Source organism: Nocardia sp. XZ_19_385 (genome assembly GCF_015355755.1).
In the GTDB taxonomy this organism is placed as follows: Bacteria; Actinomycetota; Actinomycetes; order Mycobacteriales; family Mycobacteriaceae; genus Nocardia.
In genome coordinates this window covers 2,189,979-2,204,712 of the sequence record NZ_JACVEE010000002.1, presented here as the reverse complement: position 1 = coordinate 2,204,712, position 14,734 = coordinate 2,189,979, and the positions used below count along the sequence as shown (strand labels likewise).

Annotated in this window: 16 protein-coding genes; 4 read left to right on the top strand and 12 right to left on the bottom strand. The window is 66.0% G+C overall.

Translation table 11 applies throughout. The annotated features are described in order from the left end of the window. Positions 1-48 precede the first annotated feature (48 nt). The 3 genes from yhjD to IBX22_RS22660 are packed head-to-tail and all read right to left on the bottom strand — an operon-like array spanning position 49 to position 3,104. Positions 49-1,077, bottom strand: coding sequence for an inner membrane protein YhjD (gene yhjD, locus IBX22_RS22670; protein WP_309234732.1), 1,029 nt, complete (start codon positions 1,075-1,077; stop codon positions 49-51). A 44-nt stretch (positions 1,078-1,121) separates the two neighbouring features. After that, positions 1,122-2,153: a tryptophan--tRNA ligase gene (gene trpS / locus IBX22_RS22665; RefSeq protein WP_194817497.1), complete on the bottom strand. Its 1,032-nt coding sequence runs from the start codon at positions 2,151-2,153 to the stop codon at positions 1,122-1,124. A 21-nt stretch (positions 2,154-2,174) separates the two neighbouring features. Further along, entirely contained in the window at positions 2,175-3,104 is a 930-nt protein-coding gene (locus IBX22_RS22660; RefSeq protein ID WP_194817496.1) for an oxygenase MpaB family protein, read from the bottom strand. A 147-nt stretch (positions 3,105-3,251) separates the two neighbouring features. Here IBX22_RS22660 and IBX22_RS22655 point away from each other — a divergent pair, with 147 nt between their 5' ends. Beyond that, a complete protein-coding gene (locus IBX22_RS22655) occupies positions 3,252-3,887 on the top strand; it encodes a TetR/AcrR family transcriptional regulator (protein WP_309234731.1) in 636 nt (211 codons plus the stop codon). 3 nt (positions 3,888-3,890) lie between these two features. On the opposite strand, the gene IBX22_RS22650 is transcribed toward IBX22_RS22655, so the two are convergent. Genes IBX22_RS22650 through IBX22_RS22640 form a run of 3 tightly spaced genes read right to left on the bottom strand, consistent with a single transcriptional unit; the run spans position 3,891 to position 5,613 of the window. Then, entirely contained in the window at positions 3,891-4,394 is a 504-nt protein-coding gene (locus tag IBX22_RS22650; RefSeq protein WP_194817494.1) for a barstar family protein, read from the bottom strand. Then, entirely contained in the window at positions 4,394-4,837 is a 444-nt protein-coding gene (locus IBX22_RS22645; RefSeq protein WP_194817493.1) for a ribonuclease domain-containing protein, read from the bottom strand. Before IBX22_RS22645 ends, IBX22_RS22650 begins: the two co-directional genes overlap by 1 nt. Then, complete coding sequence (locus tag IBX22_RS22640; RefSeq protein ID WP_194817492.1) at positions 4,834-5,613, bottom strand: exodeoxyribonuclease III; 780 nt, start codon at positions 5,611-5,613, stop codon at positions 4,834-4,836. The genes IBX22_RS22645 and IBX22_RS22640 overlap by 4 nt, the downstream gene beginning before the upstream one ends. 50 nt (positions 5,614-5,663) lie before the next feature. Between IBX22_RS22640 and IBX22_RS22635 the strand changes: the two genes are divergently transcribed. Next, the gene (locus IBX22_RS22635; RefSeq protein ID WP_228538919.1) at positions 5,664-6,599 is read left to right on the top strand and encodes an alpha/beta fold hydrolase; all 936 of its coding nucleotides are present in this window, start codon (positions 5,664-5,666) and stop codon (positions 6,597-6,599) included. Positions 6,600-6,687: 88 nt separating this feature from the next. Then, positions 6,688-6,939: a hypothetical protein gene (locus IBX22_RS22630; protein WP_194817491.1), complete on the top strand. Its 252-nt coding sequence runs from the start codon at positions 6,688-6,690 to the stop codon at positions 6,937-6,939. An 11-nt stretch (positions 6,940-6,950) separates the two neighbouring features. Here the strand turns inward: IBX22_RS22630 and IBX22_RS22625 are convergent, their stop codons facing one another. The 6 genes from IBX22_RS22625 to IBX22_RS22600 form a co-directional block, all read right to left on the bottom strand. Continuing rightward, positions 6,951-7,808, bottom strand: coding sequence for an alpha/beta fold hydrolase (locus IBX22_RS22625; protein ID WP_194817490.1), 858 nt, complete (start codon positions 7,806-7,808; stop codon positions 6,951-6,953). A 58-nt stretch (positions 7,809-7,866) separates the two neighbouring features. Beyond that, positions 7,867-9,129 carry an acyl-CoA dehydrogenase family protein gene (locus IBX22_RS22620; protein ID WP_194817489.1) on the bottom strand — a complete coding sequence of 421 codons (1,263 nt, stop codon included), beginning with the start codon at positions 9,127-9,129 and terminating at the stop codon, positions 7,867-7,869. 27 nt (positions 9,130-9,156) lie between these two features. Further along, complete coding sequence (locus tag IBX22_RS22615; protein ID WP_194817488.1) at positions 9,157-10,035, bottom strand: SDR family oxidoreductase; 879 nt, start codon at positions 10,033-10,035, stop codon at positions 9,157-9,159. A 61-nt stretch (positions 10,036-10,096) separates the two neighbouring features. Then, entirely contained in the window at positions 10,097-10,969 is an 873-nt protein-coding gene (locus IBX22_RS22610; protein WP_194817487.1) for a MaoC/PaaZ C-terminal domain-containing protein, read from the bottom strand. Between the two features lie 22 nt (positions 10,970-10,991). Beyond that, on the bottom strand, positions 10,992-11,435 hold the full coding sequence (locus IBX22_RS22605; RefSeq protein WP_194817486.1) for an SRPBCC family protein: 444 nt from the start codon (positions 11,433-11,435) through the stop codon (positions 10,992-10,994). A gap of 30 nt (positions 11,436-11,465) precedes the next feature. After that, a complete protein-coding gene (locus tag IBX22_RS22600; RefSeq protein WP_194817485.1) occupies positions 11,466-12,671 on the bottom strand; it encodes a lipid-transfer protein in 1,206 nt (401 codons plus the stop codon). A 377-nt stretch (positions 12,672-13,048) separates the two neighbouring features. On the opposite strand from IBX22_RS22600, the gene IBX22_RS22595 reads away from it, so the two are divergent. After that, positions 13,049-14,701, top strand: a complete 1,653-nt coding sequence (locus IBX22_RS22595) for a cytosine permease (protein ID WP_194817484.1) — start codon at positions 13,049-13,051, stop codon at positions 14,699-14,701. Positions 14,702-14,734 lie beyond the last annotated feature (33 nt).

The window sequence follows — 14,734 nt, the reverse complement described above, 5'->3', positions numbered from 1 at the left end:
ACAAATGCGATCTCGGTTCCATCGGATTCGGACGAACAGATCACACCCTCAACGCCGGCGGCGGCTCAGGGCGGAGAGGACGGCGGTGGTGAGGGCGCCGGCGCTGAAGAGGGCGAGGCCGGTGCCTTTGGGGAGGGTGGGAGTGATGACGCGGGGGCGGATTATGGCGGGGGCCGGGGTGGGGGTGGATTCGTCGGTGGTGGGGGTGTTTTCGCTGGCTTCGGCGGCCCAGGCGGTGGCGAAGAGGATGATCCGGTAGGTGACGTAGCTGAAGACCATGAGGCCGATGATGGAGCCGAAGGTGGCGCCGGCGGGGCTGCGGAGCACGGTCCGCAAGTACAGCGAAGCGACGAATTTGAAGATCTCGAAGGCGACGGCGGCCATCAGGCCCGCTTTCGCGGCGCTGGCCAGGGAGATCGGTTCACGGGGCAGGCGGGCGATGATCCAGGCGAAGACCGCCCAGGTGGCGAGGAGCGCGAGGACCAGCGAGACGAGCGAGAGGGCCAGGCGGGCGCCGGGCAGGTCAGCCAAGCCGAGCTTGCTCAGCAAGCTCTTGCCGAGGTTGCTGGAGGAGAGGGCGGACAGGCCGAGGGAGACGCCGAAGGCGAGGGCCAGGCCGACCAGGGCGCCGAGGTCGGAGAGTTTGGCGAGGAACCAATTGGCTTGTTCGGTCTTCTGTTCCCACTGTTCGGTAAGTGCCGCGCGCAGATTGGCCATCCAGCCCAGACCCGCGTAGAACGCGCCGAGCAAGCCGAGGATGCCGACGGTGCCGCGGGAGTCGACGGCCTGCTCGATCAGATCGTTGACCTGGTCACCGAATTCGCCCGGGATGTTCTCGATCACCTTCTGCTGGATTTCGCCGAGCGATTCCGGGTGGCTGTGCAGCACGAAACCCGCGATCGCGAACGCCACCATCAGCAGCGGAAACAGCGACAGCACAGTGAAATAGGTGATCCCGGCGGCGTAGTAGTCACCGCGCTGCCGGTTGTACCGCCCGCCCGCGCGGACCAGGTGGTCCAGCCACGGGCGGGCCTGGATCTGCCGTTCGATTCCAGCTTTGATCTTGTCGATCTGCACCTGTCCGCCTCCGAGCATGTCGCGCGCAACAGGTGCGGTGCGGGCTAGCGCGTCAGGAAGCCAACCCGCTCGTAGACCTGTGCGAGAGTGTTGCCGGCGATCTCGCGCGCCCGCTCGGCACCGGCGGCGAGGATGCGGTCGAGTTCGCCCTGATCCGCCAAGTACTCTTCCACCTTCGTGCGCAACGGCGTGACAAATTCCACCAGCGCGTCGGCGACGTCGGACTTCAGGTCGCCGTAGCCCTTGCCCGCGTAATCCTGTTCGAGCGTGACGATCGGGGTCCCGGTCAGCGAACTCATGATCACCAGCAGGTTGCTGACGCCCGGCTTGTGCTCGGTGTCGTAGCGGATCTCGCGCTCGGTGTCGGTGACCGCCGACTTGATCTTCTTGGCCGTCACCTTCGGATCGTCGAGCAGGTTGATCAGGCCGGCATCGGTGGAGGCCGACTTGCTCATCTTCGCGGTCGGATCCTGCAGGTCGTAGATCTTCGCGGTGCCCTTGACGATGTGCGCTTCCGGCACCACGAAGGTCTTCTTGAAACGGGTGTTGAAGCGCTGCGCGAGGTTGCGGGTCAGCTCCAGGTGCTGGCGCTGGTCCTCGCCGACCGGCACCTGCTGCGGGCGGTACAGCAGGATGTCGGCGGCCATCAGGACCGGGTAGGTGAACAGGCCGACGGTCGCGTTCTCCGCGCCCTGCTTGGCCGACTTGTCCTTGAACTGGGTCATCCGGCTGGCCTCACCGAAACCGGTGATGCAGGACAGCACCCAGCTCAGCTCGGCATGCTCGGGCACCTGGCTCTGCACGAACAGCGTCGACTTCTTCGGGTCGATGCCGAGCGCGAGCAGCTGGGCCGCCGCCGCCTTGGTCCGGCCGCGCAACACCTTGGGGTCCTGCGCCACGGTGATGGCGTGCATGTCGGGGATGAAGTAGAGCGCGTCGTACTCGTCCTGCATGGTCACCCAGTACTGCAGCGCGCCAAGGTAGTTGCCGAGATGGAAGGACTCGCTGGTGGGCTGGATCCCGGAGAGCACGCGCTGTTTGCGTTCAGCGGCCGGGGCCTGTGCAGGACTGGACATACTCCGATCTTTTCATGCCCATCAAGCGGAATTTCTAGCCGCCCAGGTCTCGGGCTGCACACCGGGCATACTCGGCAGCCCCGCCCGCGCCAGCTCCTGTTCCCGCTTCGCGACGATTCGGTAGAGGGGCGCACTCGGACCGGCCAAACTGTCTCGCAGCACCGGCGGGACAAGCGGCAGTTCGATGTGGGCGGTCCGGATGCCCTGAGCGAGCGCGCGGTAGGCGACCTCCTCGGCCATTCCCCAGCGCATGCCGTAGATCTCACGGACCCCGGACGGCAGACTGCCCTGCACCAGCAGGAAGAAGGCCGAAGTGACCTGCTGCATGGGTGGGCGCTGCGGGTAGGCCACGCGCGAACCCGCGAGATAGGAACCGACCAGGTGCGCTTCCTCGGTCAGGAACGGCTCGTCGGAGGCCAGGTAGTCGTCGAAGTACTTCCGGAACGCCGGATAGTCGGCGGGGGCGGCGTCGGCGGGCATGCCGAACAGCTCGGCCCAGCGGACGTAATCCTGATACAGGCCTTCGCGTTCACCGGCGGTGAGTTTGCGGACCAGCAGGTCGTACATCACCTCGGCGGAATCGAAGGTGAAGGCCATCGTCATGAACATCAGATGTGGATCGCGCGCGGAGTAGGCCGTGCCCGCGGGGTGCGTGCCCGCGTCTTCGGGAAGCGCGCCTTGCACGGGCGCGTGCTTCTTCCGGGTGAACTCCAACGCCCGATCGGCTTCGTCCTTGCTACCCAGGAAGACCGCTTCGAACAGCTTGCCGGTCAGTGCGAGCCGCGTGTACGGGGTCATCCGATGGGCGGAATTCTCGGCGGTCCCGACGTAGAGCAGCGGGTGCACTGCCCCGATGACCAGCGCGCGCTGGCCATAGGTGAGTCCTACCGCACGCTTGCGCATGACCCGCCGGATCATCGAATTGTCGGCGAAATATCCCGGAGCGCTCACAGCTGCCTCACCTCATCGCTGGAGTCTCCGCATCGAGACCCGCTCACACCAGGATCGCGCCGAATCCGACTTCTGGCAAGAGTTCATGCCAGATTGATGATCAGCACCCGCGCCCCGCACCCCCGCCGGCACTGCAACAATCGTGGAGTGGCAGCACAGCGGACCTACGGTGGAATCTCCGCGGACGAGCGGCGCGCGCAGCGGCGCACGGCCCTGCTGGATGCCGCCCTCGAAGTCATCGGCACCCAGGGGCTGACCAAGCTCACCGTGTCCGGCCTGTGCGCACAGGCGGGGTTGAACGAGCGGTACTACTACGAAAGCTTCGACAGCCGCGATGCCGTACTCACCGGACTGATCGACCGGATCACCGAGGAACTCGCCATCGCCATCGCCGCGGGCCTGCGCGAGGCGCCGGCGGACACCCGGGGCATGGCGCGATCCGCGATCAGCGCCGGCATCCGCCTGCTCACCGACGACCCGCGCAAAGCCAAGGTGGCGCTGATCGTGGGCCAGGCGACGCCCGAATTACGGACCAGGACTACCGAATCCATCCGGCTGTTCACGCGCATCGTCGCCGCGCAGGGCATCGACTTCTACGGCATGACCGAACCACAGCCGGACCCGGTGATCGATTTCCGGGCGACCTACCTGGTCGGCGGACTGGTGCAGACGCTGACCGCGTGGTTGCAGGGTGAGCTGCCGATCTCCCGGGACGAGCTGATCGAGTACACGACCGATGTGTTCGTGCTGCTCGGTGAGGATCTGGCGCAGCGGCTGAAATGACGCTCAGTCGAGGGACAGCGGAATCACCTGCGGTGCGACCGAAGCGGGCGCGGTGGGCACCGGTCCTTGGAGTACGACCCGGAAGCTGATGCCCCGGCGCGCCCAGTAGTCCGCACAGTCGGCGATGGCCTCGGTGAACCACGCCCGCTCCCGGGGCTGCTCGGCGAGCAGCTCGGACGAATCCCGCACCACCGCCACGTATCCCGCCGCGTCACCGAGGAATTCGCCCAGATCGCGCAGGCATTCGTCGAAGGCGTCCTTGTTCTCGCCGAAGTAGTACGGGAACTGGAACGCGGCCGCGAACTCGTCGAAAACGCCTGCGGTGGTGCGCATCTTGACTCCGCGCAGCTCCCGGACCAGGAAGCCGGGCGGTGCGTCGTAGCGCAGGCCGCTCAGGTCGGCGGCGTCGATATCGAGCGCGCCGAGCGCGGGTTGTTGTGCCGCAGCCGCTTTCGGCGGCTGCGCGGCAGGACTCAGGAACTGCGACAGCGGGACCGATCGGGTCATCAGCGCATCCTCTTGAACGTCTTGTAGTGGTCGCCGGTGTACCACGCCGAGCCGTCACTACCGGTGACGATGCGTTCGGCGTCGCGGGAACGGTTGCGCTGCTTGGGGTTCACATCCCATTCCCGATAGGTGATGGCCTTGCCCGCGGCGTCGGTGCGGGCCAGCGTGCCCTCCCGGTTCATCCACCGTTCGCCGCCCTGAGTGCCGGCCGCGTTCGCCGAGCCGGGCCAGCGACCCGCGTCGATCTCCCGCAGGGTGACATAGGCGTGTTCCGGCACGCCGGGCGCCTTCGTTCCCGGCACCCCGCTGACACTCGACGCCGCGCCGACGCCCGGCGCCGATTGCGTGCTGCTGTCGGTGCCCCGCGCCGCGAAGAACGCCAGCAGCACGACAACCACCACCGCGACGAACCCGGCGATCGCCCGAGGCGGAGTGAGTTTCACCGGTACTGCACCGTCACCGGCGCATGGTCGGACCAGCGCTGGTCGTAAGCGGCGGCACGTTCCACCACAGCCTGCTTGGCGCGCTCGGCCAGGTCACTCAGCGCCAGGTGATAGTCGATGCGCCAACCGGAATCATTATCGAAGGCGCGGCCGCGGTAGGACCACCAGCTGTAGGGGCCGTCTACGCCGGGATGCAGTTGACGCACCACGTCGGTGTAGCCCGCCGCGAGCAGTTCCTGGATCCAGGCCCGCTCCTCTGGCAGGAACCCGGCGGACTTCAGGTTGCCCTTCCAGTTCTTCAGATCCAGTTCGGTGGGCGCGATATTCCAGTCGCCGCTGACCACGTACGCGCCGGTGCGCGACTTCAGGTAGGCGCCGAATTCGGCCATGAAGCGGTACTTTTCGTCCTGGCGCGGGGTGTTCTCCTCCCCCGAGTGCACATAGACGCTGGCCACGGTGGCGTCGTCGAAGTCGGCCTCGATGTAGCGGCCGGACGCGCCGAACTCGGTGCTGCCGAACCCGATCCGCACCCGCTGCGGCTCCCGCCGAGACAGGATGCCGACACCGGCGCGGCCCTTGGACTCCGGTTCGGCGTGCGCGAGGAACCAGCCGTTGTCCAGCGCCGGGGCCAGGGCGGCAAGGGTCTGCTCGTCGGTTGCGCGTGTCTCCTGCACGCAGACGATGTCCGCCTCGGTGACCGCCAGCCATTCGAGCATTCCCTTGCCCGTGGCCGCGCGGACACCATTTACGTTCACGCTCGAGATGATGTACGGCACCTGACGACCGTACAATGCTGGTCAGACGAACTCCCGAAAGGGCGACGACGATGATGTCGGATTCCAGCAAGCCCACGTCGCGAACCGGAAAAATTTCGCGCATCGGACAATCCACGCGCCCCGAGCCGGACCGGCCCGCTCCGCCCGAGAAGAAATCCGCCCGGCCGGCGCCGATCAAAGCGCTGCACCTGGGTTCCGGCGATCCCCTCCTGCTGTTGCACGGTTTCATGCTGTCGCCGCACTGCTGGGAGCAGACGGCCAACCGCTTGGCCACCCAGTGCGAGGTATTCGCACCGGCCTTCGCGGGCCACTGGGGCGGCGCGCCGGGTGACGGCTGGTCCACCGACATCTACACCCTGGCCGACCGCATCGAAGATCAGCTCGACGAAATGGGCTGGCGCACATGCCATATCGCCGGGAATTCGCTCGGCGGCTGGGTCGGTATCGAATTGGCGCGGCGCGGCCGTGCCCGCACTCTCACCCTGATCGCGCCCGCCGGCGGCTGGAATGCCCCGTCCCTCACACAATTCCGCGTCGGCCTGAAGTTCCTGTCAATGGTGCCGATCATCGAAATCGGTAAGCACGTCGGCGGTTTCGTCAAACACAACCCGATCACCCACCGCCTCACCAAACTGCTGCTGGTGAAGAACTCCGCGGCCGTCTCCCACGCCGACACCACCGCGGTCATCGAAGCGGCCGTGCACTGCCAGGCCATGATGCCGCTGATCCTCGGCACCTTCCGCGCCCCGGCCATGTCGGACCTATCCGACCTGCCCACCCCGGTTCGCCTGCTGCTGGCCGAATACGACCGCATCATCCCCAACCGCGTCTACGCCCGCCGCTACCTGAAGGAACTCCCGGACTCCGCCGATCGCATCCTGATGAACCGGGTAGGCCACATCCCCATGCTCGAGGCCCCCGACCGCATCGCCACCCTGATCGCCGAACACGTCTACGCCAGCCGCGGCCACCTCCGCGCCATCTGACCTGCTGCATATCCACAGCTCGGAAAGTTATCCACAATCGGCATAAGTGGCTAGACCGCGGCGCGGCGACCCTCTACCGTTGCACGTCATGGGGAGCACTCCGAAAAGCCGGGAGATCGAACAACTTCGCAACGATTTCTTCGATATTTTGGCAGCAATGCAGGTCAAGGCGGTGAGCACCGACGCGAACCTCCGCCATACTTACCGCCGAGTGCGCCGGGGTAACCGTCAACTAGGCCTCGTCATCGCGGCCCAGCGCCAGCACACCATGAAGCTGGATGCGATCACCGCCACTCTCGGCGAAGTACTCGACTTGCTGAAGAACCCGCCGTCCGAGTAACCCGGTGGGGCCTATCCGGTTTCGGACTGACCGTCCGCCGTTCGCGCGATGAAAGACAGCACCATCCGGGTGACTTCGGCCGGCGCATCGAGTTGGGGGCAGTGGCCCACGCCCGGGAGCACGACGAGTTCGCTGCTGGGGAGGAGGGCGTGCAGGGCGCGGCTGGCGGATACCGGGATGATGCGGTCTTTCGCGCCGTGCACGATGAGGGCGGGACAGGTAATCGCCAAAGGGCCGTGGCCGCTGGGGTTTTCGCGGGCGTAGCGGACGGCGTCGGCGCCACGGGCGGCGGCTGCCCGCATGTTCGGGATCGAGCGGATTGCGGTGGCGAGGAAGTCGGGGTCGGCGGGGAAGCCCGGGCCGTAGACGAAGAGGCGGACAGCGCGACGGATGCCCCAGTGGAAGACGCGTTCGGGGACCGGGAGCGCCGCGACAATGCGGAAGAACCCGGCGTAGTCGCCGCGGTGGGCGAGGCGGGCCAGCCAGTGCTGGGCCATCACCGGTTCGTCGAGCGTGATCAGTGCCGCGACCGCGCCGGTGGTGTCGCGGGCGGCGGCGCGCAGGGCAGTAGCCGCACCGAGCGAATTGCCTACCAGCACAACGGGCCCGTGCTCGGCGATGATCGCGTCCACGAAGGCTTCGAACTGGGGTGTGAGCGGGCCCGGCAGGCGTGGATCGGCCAGGCCGAAGCCGGGGAGGTCTACCGCGAAGGCGGCGTGACCGGCTCTCCCCAGTTCACCGAGCACCCCTCGCCAGGTGTCCGCGCTGTCGGCATACCCGTGTAGCAACAGGATTGGTGTGCCGGTACCGGCGACGGACAGCACGCGGGTGCCGACGTCGTTGTACCGAGTGGTGGTTTCGCTGATCACGTCCGGTCGCCCCTTTGCGACGGAACCCGGGTGCGCGGTGCGCACCCGGGTTCAGAACTCACTGGGCCAGCAGGCCTTTGGCGATGTGGGTCACCTGGATCTCGTTGCTGCCCGCGTAGATCATCAGCGACTTGGCGTCGCGGGCGAGCTGCTCGACGTGGTACTCGGTCATATAGCCGTTGCCGCCGAACAACTGGACGGCTTCCATCGCGACCTCGGTGGCCGCTTCGGAGGCGTACAGCTTGATCGCCGAGGCTTCGGCCAGGCTCGGCGGCTTGCCGGCGCGGCCCCGCTCGAGCACGTTGAACACCATGTTCTGCACGTTGATCCGGGCGATCTCCATCTTGGCCAGCTTGAGCTGAACCAGCTGGAAGCGGCCGATCTCCTGGCCCCAGAGCTTGCGGTTCTTGGCGTAATCCAGGCAGAGCCGGTGACATTCGTTGATGATGCCCAGCGCCATGAACCCGACGCCGATGCGTTCGGCGGTGAAACTCGAACGGGCGCTTTCGCGTCCGTCGCCGCCCTTGTGCTCCTCGGTCTCGCCGAGCAGGCGATCCTTGCCCAAACGCACGTTGTCGAAGAACAATTCGCCGGTCGGCGAGGAGTGCAGGCCCATCTTCTTGAACGGCTTGCCCTGGGTGAGGCCGTCCATGCCCTTGTCCAGGACGAAGGTCAGGACCTTGCGCTCGCGCTTGTCCGCGCCGTCACCCTCGTCGAGCTTGGCGTAGACCACCATCACATCGGCGAACGGGCCGTTGGTGATGAAGGTCTTCTGGCCGTTGAGGATGTAATCATCGCCGTCGCGCTTGACGTAGGTCTTCATGCCGCCGAACGCGTCCGAGCCCGAGTCGGGTTCGGTGATCGCCCAGGCCGCGACCTTCTGCATGGTCACGATGTCCTTGATCCACCGCTCCTTCTGCGCGAGCGTGCCGCGCGAGAGGATGGTGGTGGCGCCGAGACCGATGGATACGCCCATGGCGGTGACCAAACCCATGCAGACTCCGGACAGTTCGCCGATCAGCACCGCCATCAGCGATTCCTGACCCGCGAACGGGCTACCGCCGGAGGACTTCTCCTTCTTCTCCGGCTTCGGCTCACCCGCCGCGATGGCTTCCTCGATCTTGCGCTGCCGGGCCAGCAGTTTGTCGACCGCTTCGCCGCCCATGGCGTCGATCCCGAACTCGCTGAACAGCTTCCGGATCACTGGGTACGGCTGCATTTCGCCGCTGTCGAGGGCGTCGAGGTTGGGGCGCACTTCCTTGGCGATGAAGGCGCGCACGGCATCGCGGATCATGACATCGGTCTCGGACCATTCGAACATCGTTGTTCTCCTACCAGTTTCGGCGGATCAGGGGAGGCGGGCGGCGATGTCGTCGATCAGCCACGGGCCCTCGGTTTCGATCGTCTTCACGTCGTGCCAGCCCGCCAGCTCGGAGATGGCGCCGCCCTGCACGGCGAACACCTTGCCGGTGATCGCGCACTTGTCCGAAGCCAAGTATGCGACCAGCGGGGAGATATTGGCGGGGCTGAAGGCATCGAAATCGCCCTCTTCCAGGTATTCGGCCTCCGCGGCCATGATCTCGCCCATACCGGGGGTGGCCAGGGTGAGCCGGGTCCGCGCGATGGGCGCGATGGCGTTGACCCGGACGCCGTAGCGCTGCAGCTCGTCGGCCGCGACCAAGGTCAGCGCGGCGATGGCGGCCTTGGCGGCGCCGTAGTTGGCCTGGCCCGCGTTCGGCACGGTGACGCCGGACGCGGAGGCGGTGTTGACGACCGCGGCGTTGGGCTGGTTGCCCGCCTTGCTCTGCTCTTTCCAGAACGCGGCGGCGTGATGCAGCACCGCCGCGTGCCCCTTCAGGTGCACGGCGACGACGGCGTCCCACTGGGCTTCGTCCATGCCCGCGATGAACGCGTCCCGCAGGATGCCCGCGTTGTTGATCACGATGTCGAGGCCGCCGAACTCCGAAACCGCCTGGTCGACAAGCTTCTTCGCGCCGTCCCAACTGGCGATGTTCTCGGTGTTGGCGACCGCCCGGCCACCCGCCGCGATGATCTCGTTCGCGACTTCCTGGGCGGGGCCGATGTCGGTACCCTCACCGGCGTTGCTGCCGCCGAGGTCGTTGACCACGATGGCCGCGCCTTCGCGGGCGAACAGCAGCGCGTGTTCCCGGCCGATTCCGCGGCCCGCGCCGGTGATGACGGCGACTTTTCCTGCAAGAGCACCCATGGTGTGCGGCTCCTAGGTTGCTGTGGATCCCGGCGTGTGCCGGGATGACGGGAGAGGGTGGTCAGTCGGCGATTTCGGCGAGGCCGTCGCTGAGCACGACATCTGCTCCGCGCACTGTCTCGAAGGCATAGGTGGTCACGCCATCGGCGGAGCCCACCTTCCAGATGCGGGTCTCCAGGTCGTCGCCGGGGAACACCATCTTGGCGAAGCGCACCGCGAATCGCTCGAGCCGGTTCACATCCGAACCAGCGACCTCGGTGAGCACAGCCCAGGACGCGAACGCCTGGGTGCACAGACCGTGCGCGATGATGCCGGGCAGCCCGGCATCCTTGGCGACCTGCTCGTCCAAGTGCAGCGGCACCGGATCGCCGGAGGCCGGCGCGTAACGGTAGGTCTGGTCCAGATCCACGTGCTGTGGCACCACGGCCACCGGATCCTGTTGCCGCAGCGCCTCGTCGAACTTGTGCGCGGGCGCGGCCTCGCCGACCGTCTTGCCCGCGTCGATGCCGCGGAAGAACGCCGTCAGATACTGCTCGTTGACGAGTTCGCCTGCCTCGGTGCGGCATTCGATGAGGATGGTGATCGTGGTCCCGTTCGACCTACTGGTGTAGCCGACAGCCTTGGCCCGCGAGACCAGCTGGTCCCCCGGCTGGATCGCGCGGTGGAAGTGAAAGTCCTGCTCCCCGTGCACGACCCGGCCGAAGACGTCCATCGGCGCGACGTCGATCACCGGCATCATCATCGCCTCGAACACCGGGACGATGGCGAAGACCGGCGAGGCGACCTTGCCCGTCAGGTGGGCTTCGATGGGATCGTTGGTGGCCGCCGCGTATTCGGCGATCCGTTCCCCGGTGACTTCGAATCGTTCGTCGTCGCACCAGGTTTCCAGCCCGGAGTCGTCGAACTCCACCAGGCGGGGGGTCGTTTCCGTCATCGCGCTCTCCTCAGCTCGGCTATCAGGCAGCCGTGGCGGCCAGTGCGTCCAGCTGCTCCAGCGACTTGTCGAGCTGCTTGAGGCCGTCCTTCTCGACCGCCTTGCCGAGCGCACCCTTGATCAGCGCACCCTCGAAATCACCGGACACCTTCACCACGGACCCGCCCTCGGCCTTGGGCTGGATGTCGAAGGTGAATTCGGTCTTCACACCGGCCATGCCGACACCGCCGAGGGTCAGCGTGTTCGGCGAATCCACCGCCACCACAGTCCATTCCAGCTTGTTGGCCATGCCGAGCATGACGATCTTGGCGACCAGCTTGGAGCCTGCGGTCAGCGTGGCCGGCGGCTCCTCCATGAAGCGCTCGTGAATGGAGAACCACTTGTCCCAGCTCTGCGGGTCGGCGACGACCGCCCACAGCGCCTCGGGGGTGGCGTTGACGTCTTTGGTGGCTTCGATGTGTCCCATGAGATGACTCCTTCGTCGTTGGTGGATGATTCAGCGGTCGGCGCGCTGGTAGGCGGTGACAACCGCCGCGCCGCCGAGGCCGATGTTGTGCTGGAGTGCGGCGGTGACGTTGTCGACCTGCCGCTTGTCGGCGGTGCCGCGCAGCTGCCAGGTGAGCTCTGAACACTGCGCCAAACCCGTTGCGCCCAAAGGGTGTCCCTTGGAAATGAGTCCGCCGGAGGGGTTCACGACCCACTTGCCGCCGTAGGTGGTCTGGTTCTCGTCGATGAGCTTCCCGGCCTCACCCTCACCGCACAGCCCCAGCGCTTCGTAGAGCAGCAGCTCGTTGGCGGAGAAGCAGTCGTGCAGCTCGATGACCTGGAAGTCCTCGGCGCCCAGCCCGGCCTGGTCGTACACCTTGCGCGCGGCCTGGACATTCATGTCGTAGCCGATCAGGTTCTTGGCGGTGCCGTCGAAGGTGGAGGCGAAGTCGGTGGTCATGGTCTGGCCGACGATCTCCACTGCCTGAGCCGCGAGATCGTGCTTATTCACGAAGTCTTCGCTGGCCAGGATGACCGCGCCGGACCCGTCGGAGGTCGGCGAGCACTGCAGCTTGGTCAGCGGCTCGTAGATCATCCGCGAGCTCAGGATGTCCTCGAGCGAGTACGCGTCCTGGAACTGCGAATACGGGTTGTTGACCGAGTGCTTGTGGTTCTTGTAGCCGATCTTGGCGAAGTGCTCGAGCGTGGTGCCGTACTGCTTCATGTGCTCGCGGCCGGCCGCGCCGAACATCCACGGCGCCACCGGGAACAGCACCTCGGAGATCTCGGCGAGCGCCATGATGTGCTTGGCCATCGGCTGTTCCCGGTCGTCCCAGGTGGAGCCGAGCGAGCCGGGCTGCATCTTCTCGAAGCCCAGGGCGAGGGTGCATTCGGCGAGCCCGCCCCGAATCGCCTGCGCCGCAAGGTAAAGCGCGGTGGATCCGGTGGAGCAGTTGTTGTTGACGTTGACCACCGGGATGCCGGTCATGCCCAGTTCGTAGACCGCGCGCTGACCGGAGGTGGATTCGCCGTAGACGTAGCCGACGTAGGCCTGCTCGACCTCGCGGTAGTCGATCCCGGCGTCGGCGAGCGCCTTGGTGCCCGACTCCCGCGCCATGTCCGGGTAGTCCCAGTCGCTGCCGTCTTCGTTCTTGCGGCGGCCCGGCTTCTCGAACTTCGTCATGCCGACGCCGACGACGTAGACCTTGTTCGTCATCGAACTCCTCAGGTTCCTGGTCGTCCACACCCCGCTGGCGGACGACGTTGAGCGATCCGTGCGGACCGAACTGTCACAAACATACAGAGATGCACGTAACCACACAAGGGTCGCCGGTACTCGTCGCCCGGAATTGGCCATTTAGCCAGGCTGTAGCCACCAACGGCACATACAGCCGAACGTGTATGTACGCACCGAACTCGCCCGTCGTCTCGTCGCAACACAGTCGATCGGAGCTCGCAAACCGGGCGAATGTGACCTCACTCACGACTGAGCCCGATTAACAGCGGCGTAATGGTTCGGAAATTCCCCGTCCACATCGGCACGCGAAGTTCACAGGGTTGCTTTGTGTCTGGTGAGGGGACGAGGAGAAGAACGTGGTCGATGTAGACACCCGCTCGACGAACTCAGATGGAATAGCGGCGGCGAAGGAAACGCTGGAGGATTACACCCTCCGGTTCGCGCCGCGCAGTTACCGGAAGTGGAGCCCGGCGGTGGTCGGCATCTCGGCCCTGGGCGGTATCGCCTACCTGGCCGACTTCGCCATCGGCGCGAATATCGGAATCGCGCACGGCACCGGAAACGCGCTGCTCGGCATCGCCATCTTCTCGATTATCGTCATGCTGACCGGCTTTCCGCTGGCCTATTACGCGGCGCGCTACAACATCGATCTCGACTTGATCACGCGCGGTAGCGGATTCGGCTATTACGGCTCGGTGATCACCAATATCGTGTTCGCGTCGTTCACCTTCATCTTTTTCGCGCTCGAGGGTTCGATCATGGCGCAGGGCCTGGAACTCGGGCTCGGAATTCCCCTATGGCTGGGTTATCTGCTGTCCACGGTGCTGATCTTCCCGCTGGTCATCTACGGCATGAACACACTGGCCAAACTGCAGGTGTGGACCACCCCGCTGTGGCTGCTGCTGATGGTGCTGCCGTTCGGCTTCCTGGTGGTGCGCCATCCCGAGTCGGTGGACGCGTTCTGGTCCTACGGCGGCAAAGACGGTGCGGGCGTGAGCATTTCGGGCACCCTGCTGGCCGCCGGGGTGTGCCTGTCGCTGATCGCGCAGATCGCCGAGCAGATCGACTACCTGCGCTTCATGCCGCCGCGTACCCCGGAGAACTCGCGCAAGTGGTGGACCTGGATGCTGCTGGCCGGCCCGGGCTGGGTGCTGTTCGGCGCGATCAAGCAGGTCGTCGGACTCTTCCTCGCGGTCTACCTGATCGCGAATCTGCCTGCGGCCCAAGGCATCGCGAACCAGCCGGTGCACCAGTTCCTGGAGATCTACAAGGACATGGTGCCGGGCTGGCTGGCCATGACGCTGGCGGTGGTGCTGGTCGTGATCAGCCAGATCAAGATCAACGTGACGAACGCCTACTCCGGCTCGCTGGCCTGGACCAACTCCTACACCCGGGTCACCAAGACCTACCCGGGCCGGCTGGTCTTCCTGGGCGTGAACCTGGCGATCGCGCTGATCCTGATGGAAGCCAACATGTTCGACTTCCTGAACAACATCCTCGGCTTCTACGCCAACTGCGGCATCGCCTGGATCGTCACCGTCGCCACCGATATCGCGATCAACAAGTACGTCCTGAAGATCTCGCCGAAGGTGCCGGAGTTCCGGCGCGGCATGCTCTACGACTTCAATCCCGTCGGCCTGGTCGGCTTCGGGTTGTCGGCGGTGCTGTCGATCATGACCTTCTTCGGCCTGTTCGGTGAGCTGCTGAAGCCGTACTCCCCCATCGTCGCCGTGCTCGTCGCGTTCGTCGCGACACCGCTGACCGCGATCCTCACCAAGGGCAAGTACTACCTGCGCCGCACCGACGACGGCATCGAACTGCCGATGTTCGACGAGCACGGCAACCCGACAGGCGAGACGCTGACCTGCGTGGCGACCGGCATGGAGTTCGAGCGCCCGGACATGATCGCCTCGGCGGTGCCGGGCCCGGCGGGCGAGATCCAGTACATCAGCTCGCTGGCGCTGTCTACGGACAAGCACGGCGTCCACCTGCTGCCCCGCCAGCACTAGCCACAACGAAGGCCGCGGCAGCCGAACACGATT

What these genes read in the sequence shown, in the direction of transcription:
- IBX22_RS22630 (WP_194817491.1), top strand. Translation starts at nt 6,688, where the DNA reads ATGGGGAGCACTCCGAAAAGCCGGGAGATCGAACAACTTCGCAACGAT.
- IBX22_RS22635 (WP_228538919.1), top strand. Translation starts at nt 5,664, where the DNA reads ATGATGTCGGATTCCAGCAAGCCCACGTCGCGAACCGGAAAAATTTCG.
- IBX22_RS22605 (WP_194817486.1), bottom strand. Translation starts at nt 11,435, where the DNA reads ATGGGACACATCGAAGCCACCAAAGACGTCAACGCCACCCCCGAGGCG.
- IBX22_RS22610 (WP_194817487.1), bottom strand. Translation starts at nt 10,969, where the DNA reads ATGACGGAAACGACCCCCCGCCTGGTGGAGTTCGACGACTCCGGGCTG.
- IBX22_RS22615 (WP_194817488.1), bottom strand. Translation starts at nt 10,035, where the DNA reads ATGGGTGCTCTTGCAGGAAAAGTCGCCGTCATCACCGGCGCGGGCCGC.
- trpS (WP_194817497.1), bottom strand. Translation starts at nt 2,153, where the DNA reads ATGTCCAGTCCTGCACAGGCCCCGGCCGCTGAACGCAAACAGCGCGTG.
- IBX22_RS22600 (WP_194817485.1), bottom strand. Translation starts at nt 12,671, where the DNA reads ATGACGAACAAGGTCTACGTCGTCGGCGTCGGCATGACGAAGTTCGAG.
- IBX22_RS22620 (WP_194817489.1), bottom strand. Translation starts at nt 9,129, where the DNA reads ATGTTCGAATGGTCCGAGACCGATGTCATGATCCGCGATGCCGTGCGC.
- IBX22_RS22650 (WP_194817494.1), bottom strand. Translation starts at nt 4,394, where the DNA reads ATGACCCGATCGGTCCCGCTGTCGCAGTTCCTGAGTCCTGCCGCGCAG.